Source organism: Lysobacter sp. TAF61, assembly GCF_052113485.1.
GTDB lineage: Bacteria > Pseudomonadota > Gammaproteobacteria > Xanthomonadales > Xanthomonadaceae > Lysobacter_J.
Window position 1 is genome coordinate 483085 of record NZ_JBFRDH010000001.1, and the last position, 12451, is coordinate 495535.

The window sequence follows — 12451 nt, forward strand, 5'->3', positions numbered from 1 at the left end:
GTTATGAACGTGAATGACACCATGCAATCCCATCTCGGCACGGCCCGTCGCAAAGCGGCAGGCTTCGACGGCGCCGCCCTGCGCACCTCGCTGATCGATTCCTTCCGCAAGCTGTCGCCGCGGCAGGCCCTCAAGAGCCCGGTAATGGCGATCGTGCTGCTTGGCACGATCCTGTCGGCGCTGATCACCGTGGCGGTGCCCGGCAACCTCGCCTTCGGCATCGCGGTGACGCTGATCCTGTTCGTCACCGTGCTGTTCGCCAACTTCGCCGAAGCGGTGGCCGAAGCGCGCGGTCGCGGCCAGGCCGCGTCGCTGCGGGCCGCACGCCGCGACCTGGTGGCGCGCCGCCTGGACCCTGCCACGGGCACGGGCAAGCACGGCGCCGAGAACCGCGTCTCCGCCGCATCGCTGCGGCCGGGCGACCGCGTGATCGTCTCCGCCGGCGAGTTCGTTCCGGCCGACGGCGAGATCGTGGTCGGCGTGGCGACCATCAACGAGGCGGCCGTCACCGGCGAATCGGCGCCGGTGCTGCGCGAGGCCGGCACCGACCGTTCCGGCGTCATCGGCGGCACCAAGGTGCTGTCGGACGAGATCATCGTCGAGGTCAGCGCCGAACCGGGCCAGAGCTTCCTCGACCGCATGATCGCGCTGGTCGAAGGCGCCAACCGCCAGAAGACGCCCAACGAGATCGCGCTGACGATGCTGCTGGCAGCGATGACGCTGACGTTCCTGATCGTCGTCGCCACCCTGCCCGCGCTGGCCGGCTTCGTCGGTGCGAAGCTCGACCCGCTGCTGCTGATCGCACTGCTGGTGTGCCTGATCCCGACCACCATCGGCGGCCTGTTGCCGGCGATCGGCATCGCCGGCATGAACCGCGCGTTGTCGGCCAACGTGCTGGCGAAGTCGGGCAAGGCGGTGGAAGTGGCCGGCGATGTCGACGTGCTGCTGCTCGACAAGACCGGCACGATCACCCACGGCGATCGCCAGGCCACCGTGTTCCATCCGCTCGCCGGCGTCGACCTGGGCCAGTTGCGCGATGCCGCGCTGCTGTCGTCGCTGGCCGACCCCACGCCTGAAGGCAAGTCGATCGTGCGCCTGGCACGCGAACTCAAGAGCACCGTGGCCGAACCTGAGCGCGCCAACTACGTGCAGTTCACTGCACACACGCGCATGTCCGGCGTCGACCTGGCGGTCGAAGGCGGCAACGACCGCGTGATCCGCAAGGGCGCCGGCGATTCCATCGGCAAGCACGTGCAGGCGCTCGGCGGCCAGGTCGTGCCGGAGCTGGCGGCGCGCATCGAGCAGGTGGCCCGCGGCGGCGCCACGCCGCTGGTGGTGGCCGAGGGCCGCCACATCCTCGGCGTGATCGAGTTGTCGGACGTGGTCAAGCACGGCGTCAAGGAACGCTTCGCGAAGCTGCGTGCGATGGGCGTGCGCACGGTGATGATCACCGGCGACAACCCGCTCACTGCCGCGGCGATCGCGGCCGAAGCCGGCGTCGACGACTACATCGCCGAAGCACGGCCGGAAGACAAGCTCGCCCGCATCCGCGCCGAACAGGCCGGCGGACGCCTGGTGGCGATGGTTGGCGACGGCACCAACGACGCACCGGCGCTGGCCCAGGCCGACGTCGGCCTGGCGATGAACTCGGGCACGCAGGCGGCCAAGGAGGCCGGCAACATGGTCGACCTGGACTCGGATCCGGCCAAGCTGCTGGCCGTGGTGGAGGTCGGCAAGCAGCAGTTGATCACCCGCGGCGCGTTGACCACGTTCTCGCTTGCCAACGACGTGTCGAAGTACTTCGCGATCCTGCCGGCACTGTTCGCAGCCGCGATCCCGCAGATGGCCGCGCTCAACGTGATGCACCTGTCGAGCCCGACCCACGCAGTGCTGGCGGCGCTGATCTTCAACGCGATCATCATCCCGGCGCTGATTCCGCTGGCCCTGGCCGGCGTGCGTTTCAAGCCGGCCAGCGCGGTCTCGCTGCTGCGCCGGAACATGCTGGTGTACGGCCTGGGCGGCGTGCTGCTGCCGTTCGCCGGCATCAAGCTCATCGATCTCGCCCTCGTGGCAGTGGGGTTCTGACATGGCAACCGTGACAACCGCAATCAACGTTTCCCCAACCACGCAGGCCACCGTGCTGGAAGACCGCGGCTCGCTGCGCGCGGCGCTCGTCTTCACCGTCGTGATCCTGCTCGGCTTCGGCCTGCTGTACTCGCTGGCCGGCACCGCACTGGGCGGCCTGCTGTTCCCACACCAGGCCACCGGCAGCATCGTCACCATCGATGGCAAGGCGCGAGGCTCGAACCTGGTGGCCCAACCCTTCGCCGACGCCCGCTACTTCCAGCCCCGCCCGTCTGCGGCCAACTACGACCCGATGGCCGCCGCCGGCAGCAACATGGCCCGCAGCAACCCGGACCTGCGCAAGCGCATCGACGAACTGACCCAACAGGTCGCCAAGCGCGAAGCTATAGCGCCGGCGCAGGTACCGGGCGAGCTGGTCACCCAGTCCGGCGGCGGACTCGACCCACACCTGTCGCCGATCGGCGCACAGGTGCAGATCGCACGAGTGGCCAGAGCGCGAGGCATGAGCGAGGCGGACGTGGCCGCGATGGTCGCAGCGAACACCGAGGAGCCGCAGTTCGGAATGCTGGGTCAGCCGCGGATCAATGTGCTGCAACTGAACCTTGCGCTGGACGCCCTGCGCTAGAAGCTGCCCTCACCCCAATGAAACGATGAAGCGTTGTCCGCAGCGCCACCCCGAAACCAGCGGCAGCAAGGGGCCCAGCGAATTCAGCGGAACCACACACCACCCACCGGCGACAAAGGCACAATGCCCCCATGACCGACACCAGAAGCGCCCAGGCAGACGCACTCATCGGCGAACTGCAACGCCAGGGCGCCGGTCGCCTGACCATCTTCCTCGGCGCCGCACCCGGCGTCGGCAAGACCTACACCATGCTCAGCCGCGGCCGCGAACTGCAGCGCCGCGGCCTCGACGTCGTCGTCGGCCTGGTCGAAACCCACGGCCGCGCCGAAACCGCCGCACTGGTCGAAGGCCTCGAAGTACTGCCACGCAAACGCATCGACTACCCCACTGCCCAAGGCACCGCCCGGACCCTTGAGGAACTCGACCTCGACGCCCTCCTCGCCCGCAAACCCAGACTCGCCCTGGTCGACGAACTCGCCCACCGCAACGTCCCCGGCAGCCGCCACGAACGGCGCTGGCAGGACGTGATCGAACTGCTCGACGCCGGCATAGACGTCTTCACCACGATCAATATCCAGCACCTGGAAAGCCTCAACGACGTCGTCCACCGCATCACCGGCGTACGCGTCAGCGAAACCGTGCCCGACGCCGTGTTCGACCGCCTGCGCGACATCGTCCTGGTCGACCTGCCACCGCGCGAACTCATTGAACGCCTGCAACAAGGCAAGGTCTACGTCCCCGAACAGGCCGCGCACGCCCTGCAGGCATTCTTCTCACCGAGCAACCTCACCGCCCTGCGCGAACTGGCGATGCAGACCGCCGCCGACCGCGTCGACAGCGACCTGCGCGAAGCCCAGACCGCGCGCGGCCTGGCCGGCGTCACCCTGCGCCGTGGCGTGATGGTCGCCATCGACGGCCGCGGCCAGTCCGAATACCTCGTTCGCGTGGCCCGCCGCATCGCCGAGCGGCGCGACGCACCGTGGACCGTGGTGACCGTGCAGGGCGCCGATGCCGCGAACGAAGCGCAGCAGCTCGAACTCGACCGCGCCTTCGCCCTCGCCCGCCGCCTCGGCGGCGACGCCCTGGTGCTGCACGGCAACAGCATCGTCGACGCCCTGCTCGACCAGGCCGCGCGCTCGGGCGCCAGCACGATCGTGCTCGGCCGCACCCGAGAACGCCCGGTCGCACGGATGTTCAACCGTACCCTGACGCAACAGCTTATCCAGCGCGGCGCGCATTACGAGCTGACCATCGTCAGCACACCCGAAGCACGGGCGCGGGCACGCCGCTCCTGGCGCCGGCCCGGCGGTTACCTGACGCGCAGCGATACCGCCCTGGCCGTGACTTCCGCCGCGCTCGCCACCGCACTGGCCTGGGTGGCCGAACGCTGGATCGGGCTGGACGACCTCTCGCTCATCTTCATCGTCGCCGTCGTGCTGGTGGCCTCGCGCACGCGCATGGCCGCGGCCGTCATCGCCGCGGTGCTGTGTTTCCTGGCGTACAACTTCTTCTTCATCGATCCGCGCTACACGCTGCGCATCAGCGCAAGCCAGGGCGTGATCACCGTCGTGCTGTTCCTGATCGCGGCGCTGGTCGCCGGCCGGCTTGCGTCGAAACTGCGGATGCAGGTCGTGGCGCTGCGCGCGACCAATGCACAGACCACCGAACTGCAGACACTGGGCCGGCAGCTCGCGACTGCGGCCGACCTCGGCCAGGTGTTGCGCGCCGGCCGCGACGCCCTGCGGCGCGCGCTCGACGCCGAGGTGGTGCTGGAGGCCGGCGATCAGCGCCTGCATGCGGAACTGCTGGGAGAAAAGGACCGTGCCGCCGCCGACTGGGCGGTGAAGCAGCGCCAGGCCTCGGGCCGCTACACCGACACCCTCGCCGGCTCGGACTGGTGGTTCCTGCCGCTGGAGCTGGGCGAACGCGAGACCGGCGTCGTCGGCCTGCGCTTTCCCGCGCAGCTGCATCGCCTCGGCATCGAACAACGCCGCCTCGCCGAGGCCATGGCCGAGGACATCGCCCAGGCCGTGGTGCGCACCCGGCTGGTCGCCGACCTGGAGAACTCGCGCATCAGCAACGAGACCGAACGCCTGCGCTCGGCGCTGCTGTCGTCGGTCTCGCACGACCTGCGTTCGCCGCTGGCATCCATCATCGGCTCGGCCAGCAGCCTGGACCACTATGCCGATGCGATGAGCGCGCAGGACCGGCACAGCCTGCTCGAGACGATCCGCATCGAAGGCGAGCGCCTGGACCGCTATATCCAGAACCTGCTCGACATGACCCGCCTCGGCCACGGCGGCCTGACGCTCAATCGCGACTGGATCGGCGTGGACGAACTGATCGGCTCGGCGGTCAGCCGGTTGCAGCGTTACGAGCCCGGCGCACACTTCGAGGTATCGATAGAGCCCGGCCTGCGCCCGATCTGGGTGCACCCGGCGCTGGTCGAGCAGGCGCTGTTCAACGTGCTCGAGAACGCAGCGAAGTTCTCGCCGCCGGGCGCGGCGATCACGGTCCGCGCGCAGTCGGTGGAAGACGGCCAGCTGCGCATCGACGTGCGCGACCGCGGGCCGGGCATCCCGGAGGACGAGCGCAAGCGCATCTTCGACATGTTCTACAGCGTCGAGCGCGGCGACCGCGGCCGCCAGGGCACGGGCCTGGGGCTGGCGATCTGCCAGGGCATGATCGGCGCGCACGGCGGCAGCGTGGAGGCCTTGCCCGGCTCCGACGGGCGCGGCACGACAATCCGGATTACGCTTCCAAGGATGGAACCGCATTGACCGCCCATGAGCGAATCCAAGCCCGATACCAGCGCCCCGCCCGCCCGCATCCTCGTCATCGATGACGAGCCGCAGATCCGCAAGTTCCTCGACATCAGCCTGCGCGCGCAAGGCCATGCCGTCGAAAGCGCGGAGACCGGACAGGGCGGCCTGGAGGCGCTGGCGACGCACGGCGCCGACCTGGTGATCCTGGACCTGGGCCTGCCCGATCGCGATGGCCATGAGGTGCTGCGTGAGCTGCGCCAGTGGTCGACCGTGCCGGTCATCCTGCTGACGGTGCGCGCCGGCGAAGACGAGAAGGTCGCCGCGCTCGATGCCGGCGCCAACGACTACGTCACCAAACCCTTTGGCGTGCAGGAACTGATGGCGCGCGTGCGCGCCCTGCTGCGTTCGCACGCCGCGCCCGCCGGCGCCCAGCCGCTGTACGACGACGGCCGCCTGCACATCGATCTGTCGCGACGCGAAGTGCACCTGCAGGGCCAGCCGGTGGCGCTGACGCGCAAGGAATACGCACTGCTGGCCCTGCTGCTGCAGCATGCCGGCCGTGTCGTCACCCAGCCGCAACTGCTGCGCGAACTGTGGGGGCCGACCCACCAGCACGACACCCACTACCTGCGCATTCTCGTCGGCAAGTTGCGGCACAAGCTCGGCGACGATGCTGCAGCGCCGCAATGGATCGCGACCGAACCCGGCGTCGGCCTGCGTTTCATCAGTCGAGACCCGACGCACACAGGGCACTGACCTGGGCCCGGGCCGGACCGGTCGCCTGCGCAGGCAGCGTCCGGCGGACAGCCAAGCGAGGGTCGGCAATGGTCAAGCAGGTGGCAGCCGGTCCTGACCGGACCTGGGCATGGATCGCACTCAAGCTGGTGCTGATCGTGGTCTACCTGCTCGGCAGCAATCGAATGCTGATCGAACGGGTGGGCCACATCGGCCTCAAGCCGGGGTTGCTGGTCTTCGCCGCGATCTGGCTGATCTGCCTGGTGTCGATGCTGGCCCTGGCGTTCCACGCGCGCACCGTGACCCGGGTGGGCTGGAGCATCGCCTTCTTCCTCGCCAGCACGATGAGCCTGAGCCACGCGCTGATCGTTTCCCGCCACCTGGGCCTGTCGGATTTCGAGCAGTTGCTGGGCCTGGTCGGCTTCGCCGACAACCTGGTCGGTTTCCACGACACCGAGCTGGTCCTGGCCGTGCTGTGGTCGCTGCTGGGCGTGGTGGCCCTCAACCTGCCGCCGGTCCTGCCCTCACCCACGTGGCTGCCGGCGCCGCTGGCCTGGCCCCTGCGCAATCCCGGCCTGATGCAGCTCGCCCCGATCCTGGCCATCGCCGCGATCGTGTACCTGCGCGGCGGCGAAGGCTCCAACGGTTTCCCGGGGCAATACAACCCGGCGGCGTTCGCGTTCGTACTCGCTGCCGAGAAAGTGCTGGAACCGGCAACGCCCGCGCGCGAGGAAGTCGCATTGGCGCACCCGGGCAAACGGCCATTCCGCCATGTCGTGCTGGTGATGGACGAGAGCGTGCGCGGCGACTACATCGACATCAACGTCGACGACGGCGTGGAGACCGGACTGCGCCCGCTCGGACCGGCACTGTTCAACTTCGGCATCGCCGCCTCGGCCGCCAACTGTTCCTCGACCTCCAACGCCAGCGTCCGCTACGGCGTCACCCGCGACAGCTATCTGCGCGATCTCGACGTCAACCCCTCGTTCTGGCGCTATGCCAGCCAGGCCGGTTACCGGACCATCTACATCGACGCCCAGCGCCAGGGCGGCCGGCTGCACAACTTCATGGACGAACGCGAGCGCGCCGAGATCGACGAGTTCGTGCAACTCGACGCCTCGGTGCCGCTGGACCAGAAGGACATCCAGGCCGGACGCAGGCTCAACGAGATGCTGAAGCGATCGCAGCCGAGCTTCATCTACGTCAACAAGGTCGGCTGCCACTTCCCGTACGAGGGCAAGTACCCCGCCGACCGGACGCTGTACTCGCCGACGATGGAACGCACCTACTTCAGCAACGAAGTCGATCCCAAGATCGCCAGCCAGCCCCGGGCGGACGGCGCCAACAGCGAGGCGCGCTGGCGCCAGGTCAACAGCTACCGCAACTGCGTGGCCTGGAATACCCGCGAGTTCTTCCGCGAGATGCTGGCCGACGCGCCGCTGGACGACACCCTGGTGCTCTACACCTCCGACCACGGGCAGAACTTCCACGAAGACGGCAGCTCCGGTGCGCAGACGCACTGCACGATCGGCCCGGCCTCCGCCGGCGAGGGCCGCGTGCCGCTGGTCGCCATTACCCGAAAAGCCGGCGTCGAGGCACCGCTGCGCGCCGCCGCCAATGGCAACCGCGACAAGGCCAGCCATTTCAATGTCTATCCCACCGTGTTGTGGGCGATGGGGTACCCCGCTCCTGCCAGTGGCGGCAATTTCGAACCGGACCTGTTCGCCACGCTGCCGGCCGATAACCGGCGCTTCCTGTCGACCTACTTCGTGCGCTTCGGACGCGAACCGGTCTGGAATTCGCTCGGCGAATCCGAACAGTTGCGCGACGGTCTGCAGCAGGCGCTGGCGGAGGGAAGTCCGCCCGTCGTGCCAGGCACGGCAGTCGGGTCACGCTGAGCTGCCGCGGGCAGGTGCCGCGACAGGTGCTGCGACAGGGGAGTCCGACGGGCAACGCTGGCCGATCAGGCCCCGGCCAGTCGGGCGACGACGGCACGCGGGCGCTGCACGCGAGGCGTGGTCGCGCGCCGCAGCGGCGAACGGTAGCCCTGCGGGTTCTGCGCCTGCCAGTGCCAGGCATCGCGGCACATGGCGTCGACGTCATGTTCGGCGCGCCATCCCAGCAACGCATGGGCAAGCGAGGGATCAGCGAAGACTTCGGCCGAGTCGCCAGGACGCCGCGCGACAACATCGTAGGGGATGCGCCGTCCGCTGGCGCGTTCGAAGGCATGGACCAGCTCGAGCACGCTGATACCGCGACCGGTTCCCAGGTTGACGGTGAAGCCGCGATCGGCGCCGACCATGTACTCGAGCGCATCGACATGCGCGCGCGCCAGGTCGACGACGTGGATGTAGTCGCGCACGCCGGTGCCGTCGACGGTCGGGTAGTCGCTGCCGAAGACCTGCAGCCGGTCACGCTGGCCGACGGCGACCTGGCAGATGTAGGGCATCAGGTTGTTGGGTTCGCCGCACGGGTCTTCGCCAATCAGCCCCGACGGATGCGCACCGACCGGATTGAAGTAACGCAGGTTGGCGGCGCGGAAGTGCGGGTCCGAGCCGCACAGGTCCTCGATCAGTTGCTCGGCGACCAGCTTGGTGCGGCCGTAGGGGTTGGTCGCCTGCAGGGCGGCGTCCTCGCGCACCGGCACCTGGCTGGGATCGCCATAGACGGTGGCGGAGGAACTGAACACCAGCCGGCGCACGCCCGCTTCCTGCATCACCTGCAGCAGCGCGATGGTGCCGCCGATGTTGTTGTCGAAATAATCCAGCGGGCGCCGGCACGAGTCGCCCACTGCCTTCAACGCGGCGAAATGCAGCACGGCGTCGAAGCGGTAGGTGGCAAACAGCGCCGCCATCGCGCGCCGGTCGCGCACGTCGACGCGGTGCATCGACAGCGGCGCACCGACCAGCCGCTGCAATCGCTGCATCACACGCGAGGAGCTGTTCACCCCGCTGTCGGCGATCACGACCTGGTGGCCGCGTCCGGCCAGGGCCACGCAGGTATGGCTGCCGATATAGCCGGCGCCGCCGCAGACAAGGATTCGCATGGTGGATGCCCAGCTTCGGTGGCCTGTGCGCAGGAAACCAGCACCCTGCGCCGCGATGCCGGCAGGTGCTCCCCAGACGTCGGTTTTTTCTCGTCCTGATCCAAGGAACGCAGAACACCGGCATTACCGGCAGCCCGATTGTTCCTGCAGTCCCTGCACTGCGACCCGCCTTCCACCCGATCGGGCAAGGTTGCTGATGGCCGGATCGCGCCCTTCCCGCCGTTGGAATGACACGAATGCAAGGGGGGCTCACAGCCATGCGCTTGTTCCAAAACTTCCAGACCGTTGCCTTGGTGCTGTTGCTGTCGGCGTGCGCTTCCTCCGGTGGAAGCGCTACCGCGCCACCGCCCAGCAGCGAGAACTCGGTCGACTCCTATCAGATCGGCATCGACGACATCGTCCAGGTGTCGGTCTGGCGCAACCCGGAGCTGGGCATCACCGTGCCGGTGCGTCCGGACGGCAAGATCTCGGTACCGTTGATCGGCGATGTCGCCGCCGGCGGCCGCACCCCGGATCAAGTCGCCAAGGACATCCAGACCCGCCTGGCCGTTTTCGTCCGCGACCCGCAGGTGGCGGTGATCCTGACCGACCTGCGCAGCCACGAGTACCTGTCGCGCGTTCGCGTCACCGGCGCCGTGCGCCAGCCGATCTCGATTCCGTATCGCCAGGGCATGACCGTCCTCGATGCCGTTCTGGCCGCCGGTGGCGTCACCGAGTTCGCCGCGCCGGCCAAGTCCGACCTCTACCGCAAGAGCGGCGAAGGCACGCGCAGCTACGCCGTCCGCCTCGACCACATCCTCGAGGACGGCGACCTGACCACCAACTTCAAGGTCGCCCCCGGCGACGTCATCACCGTTCCGGAACGCACGCTATGAACGGATCCATGGAACTTTCCGTACCGGAGTCGCGGCCGTCGATGGTGGCCACGCTGGGCCCGGTGGCGATCGAGGAATGCCGGCGCCATCCGGTGCTGCTGGCGAGCATCTTCACCGGCATCGCACTGGCCGCCCTCGCGGCAGGCCTGCTGCTGCCGAAGAAGTACAACTCGCAGACCACGATCCTGGTCGAGGAAAGCAACATCATCAAACCGCTGATGGAAGGCCGCGCGGTTCCGACCGGCGTCTCCAGCCGTGCCGGCATCACCCGCGAGGTCGCCTTCAGCCGCAAGGTGATGGACGAGGTCCTCGATACCGGCGGCTGGCTCAAGAGCCACCCGTCGCCGCTGGTGCGCGAGCAGCTGATCGAGCAGATCACCAACCGTACGATCATCTCCAACCCTCGCGAGAACCTGATTCGCGTGTCCTACACCGACACCGATGCCGGCCGCGCCCACGACGTCACCAAGCGCTTTGCCGAGCTGATCATCAAGGAGAGCCTGGCGACCAAGGAACGCGAGAGCCGCGAGGCCTACGAGTTCATCGATTCGCAGGTTCGCCAGTACCACAAGAAGCTCACCGACGCCGAATCCAAGCTCGAGGAGTACCGCAAGTCCAATCCCGACGCGCGCCAGGGCATCGACGGCGACGTCAACTCGCGCATCGGCGAACTGCGCCGCATGGTCGACAGCTCGCGCATGGAGCTGATGGACCTCAGCTCGCAGGGCGAGGCCCTGAACGCGCAACTCAACGGCGAGAACGAGATCAGCGTCGTGCAGACCCGCTCCGGCCAGCTGATGGCGCGCATGGCGGAACTGCAGAACGAGAAGGACCGGCTGCTGATGAGCTTCACCGAACAGCACCCCGACGTGGTCCGGGTCGAACACCAGCTGCGCGATCTCGAGGACGAGGTGCATCGCGAGGACGCTCGCCAGGCCGCGCAGAAGAGCGGCGCGCCCAAGACGCTGGACGGACCGGCCTCGTTCAACCCGCTCTACGGCGAGCTCAAGAGCAAGCTCTCCGAGAACCGCCGGCAGAGCGCCGCCGTCAGTTCGCGCATCGCCACGAGCCAGTCGCTGCTCGACCAGGAACTGGCACGCAGCCGCCACATCGCCGCCTCGGAAAGCACGCTCGCCGAGCTGTCGCGTGACTACGAAGTCAACCGCGATCTCTACCAGGACCTGCTCAGGCGCCGCGAGAACGCGCGCGTTTCGATGGGACTCGATGCCGAGCAGCGCGGCCTGAGCTTCCGCATCCAGGAGCCGGCCAGTTACCCGCTGCGTGGCGTCGGCCTGCGCCTGACCCACGTCGCCAGTGCCGGCCTGGGCGCCGCCACGCTGGCGCCGCTGATCCTGCTGCTCGGTTTCGTCCGCCTCGATCCGCGCGTGCGCTCGCCGCACCAGGTCGAAAGCCTGGCCGCGCTGCCGGTGCTGGGCGCGGTGCCGCGCTACCAGACCGCTCCGGCGCGCCGGCAAGGAAACCGCCGTTTCATCATCGCCGCAATGATCTTCCTGCTGGTGCCGATGCTCTATGGCCTGGTCCTGATCCTGAAGATGGTGCAATCCCCATGAATGCAGCGCCGCAGCCCATCATTGAACTCGACGATGTCCAGCACGAGCGCGATCTCCAGCGTTCGATCTCGCCGGTGGCCGGTGTCACCGCACTGACGCCGACGCAGCTGGAAGAGCGCGCCATCATCCACCGCGGCGCGGTCGCGCGCCCCGAGGTCGATGCCTTCCGCGAGCTGCGCACGCGCCTGCTCGCCGCGGTCGACGGCAGCTTCGTGGCCCTGGTCGCGCCGGTCAGCGCCGGCAGCGGCGGCAGCTTCGTGGCCCGCAACCTCGCCACGGCGATGGCCTTCGACGAAACCAAGAGCGCGATGCTCGTCGACTGCGACCTGCGCCATCCATCGCAGCACCGCACGATGAAGATCGAGATTCCGCAGGGCGGCCTGGTCGACTACCTCGAGAACCCGGATGCCGAGTTCAACGACGTCGTCTACGACACCGGCGTCACCGGCCTGCGCCTGATCCCGGCCGGGACACCGCGCGAAGTGGGCGCCGAGCACTTCTCGTCCTCGCGCATGCGCCTGTTGCTGGACTCGATCCGCAGCCGCCACCCCAACTGCTACGTGTTCCTGGACGGCCCGCCCGTGCGCGGCACGCCCGACGCCCGCATCCTGGCCGACATCGCCGACGTGGTGATCCTGGTGGCCGGTTATGGCCGCGACACCGCGGCCGCGATCTCGCTGGCAGCCGGCAACTTCGACCCGAGCAAGTTCGCAGGTGTCGTCTTCAATGAAGGCGTATGAAGGAGCGCG

9 protein-coding genes are annotated in these 12451 nt (G+C 68.5%); 8 read left to right on the forward strand and 1 reads right to left on the reverse strand.

From position 1 onward, the window contains the following. Positions 1 to 21 precede the first annotated feature (21 nt). The 5 genes from kdpB to AB4Y64_RS02240 all read left to right on the forward strand — a co-directional run bounded on the left by kdpB (position 22) and on the right by AB4Y64_RS02240 (position 8108). Complete coding sequence (gene kdpB / locus AB4Y64_RS02220; protein WP_441814810.1) at positions 22 to 2085, forward strand: potassium-transporting ATPase subunit KdpB; 2064 nt, start codon at positions 22 to 24, stop codon at positions 2083 to 2085. Position 2086: 1 nt separating this feature from the next. Further along, on the forward strand, positions 2087 to 2710 hold the full coding sequence (gene kdpC / locus AB4Y64_RS02225; RefSeq protein ID WP_441814811.1) for a potassium-transporting ATPase subunit KdpC: 624 nt from the start codon (positions 2087 to 2089) through the stop codon (positions 2708 to 2710). Positions 2711 to 2841: 131 nt separating this feature from the next. Further along, complete coding sequence (locus AB4Y64_RS02230) at positions 2842 to 5490, forward strand: ATP-binding protein (protein ID WP_441814812.1); 2649 nt, start codon at positions 2842 to 2844, stop codon at positions 5488 to 5490. 6 nt (positions 5491 to 5496) lie between these two features. Continuing rightward, positions 5497 to 6231 (forward strand): response regulator, encoded by a 735-nt coding sequence (locus AB4Y64_RS02235; protein WP_441814813.1) that lies wholly within the window; start codon positions 5497 to 5499, stop codon positions 6229 to 6231. Positions 6232 to 6299: 68 nt separating this feature from the next. After that, positions 6300 to 8108, forward strand: a complete 1809-nt coding sequence (locus AB4Y64_RS02240) for a sulfatase-like hydrolase/transferase (protein WP_441814814.1) — start codon at positions 6300 to 6302, stop codon at positions 8106 to 8108. Positions 8109 to 8173: 65 nt separating this feature from the next. Here the strand turns inward: AB4Y64_RS02240 and galE are convergent, their stop codons facing one another. Continuing rightward, a complete protein-coding gene (galE, locus tag AB4Y64_RS02245; protein WP_441814815.1) occupies positions 8174 to 9256 on the reverse strand; it encodes a UDP-glucose 4-epimerase GalE in 1083 nt (360 codons plus the stop codon). 257 nt (positions 9257 to 9513) lie between these two features. Here galE and AB4Y64_RS02250 point away from each other — a divergent pair, with 257 nt between their 5' ends. Genes AB4Y64_RS02250 through AB4Y64_RS02260 form a run of 3 tightly spaced genes read left to right on the forward strand, consistent with a single transcriptional unit; the run spans position 9514 to position 12442 of the window. Next, positions 9514 to 10131 (forward strand): XrtA/PEP-CTERM system exopolysaccharide export protein, encoded by a 618-nt coding sequence (locus AB4Y64_RS02250; RefSeq protein ID WP_441814816.1) that lies wholly within the window; start codon positions 9514 to 9516, stop codon positions 10129 to 10131. A gap of 8 nt (positions 10132 to 10139) precedes the next feature. Beyond that, positions 10140 to 11702 (forward strand): XrtA system polysaccharide chain length determinant, encoded by a 1563-nt coding sequence (locus AB4Y64_RS02255; protein ID WP_441814817.1) that lies wholly within the window; start codon positions 10140 to 10142, stop codon positions 11700 to 11702. Further along, positions 11699 to 12442: a polysaccharide biosynthesis protein gene (locus tag AB4Y64_RS02260; protein WP_441814818.1), complete on the forward strand. Its 744-nt coding sequence runs from the start codon at positions 11699 to 11701 to the stop codon at positions 12440 to 12442. Before AB4Y64_RS02255 ends, AB4Y64_RS02260 begins: the two co-directional genes overlap by 4 nt. Positions 12443 to 12451 lie beyond the last annotated feature (9 nt).

What these genes read in the sequence shown, in the direction of transcription:
- kdpC (WP_441814811.1), top strand. Translation starts at nt 2,087, where the DNA reads ATGGCAACCGTGACAACCGCAATCAACGTTTCCCCAACCACGCAGGCC.
- AB4Y64_RS02250 (WP_441814816.1), top strand. Translation starts at nt 9,514, where the DNA reads ATGCGCTTGTTCCAAAACTTCCAGACCGTTGCCTTGGTGCTGTTGCTG.
- kdpB (WP_441814810.1), top strand. Translation starts at nt 22, where the DNA reads ATGCAATCCCATCTCGGCACGGCCCGTCGCAAAGCGGCAGGCTTCGAC.
- AB4Y64_RS02240 (WP_441814814.1), top strand. Translation starts at nt 6,300, where the DNA reads ATGGTCAAGCAGGTGGCAGCCGGTCCTGACCGGACCTGGGCATGGATC.
- AB4Y64_RS02255 (WP_441814817.1), top strand. Translation starts at nt 10,140, where the DNA reads ATGGAACTTTCCGTACCGGAGTCGCGGCCGTCGATGGTGGCCACGCTG.
- galE (WP_441814815.1), bottom strand. Translation starts at nt 9,256, where the DNA reads ATGCGAATCCTTGTCTGCGGCGGCGCCGGCTATATCGGCAGCCATACC.
- AB4Y64_RS02235 (WP_441814813.1), top strand. Translation starts at nt 5,497, where the DNA reads ATGAGCGAATCCAAGCCCGATACCAGCGCCCCGCCCGCCCGCATCCTC.
- AB4Y64_RS02260 (WP_441814818.1), top strand. Translation starts at nt 11,699, where the DNA reads ATGAATGCAGCGCCGCAGCCCATCATTGAACTCGACGATGTCCAGCAC.
- AB4Y64_RS02230 (WP_441814812.1), top strand. Translation starts at nt 2,842, where the DNA reads ATGACCGACACCAGAAGCGCCCAGGCAGACGCACTCATCGGCGAACTG.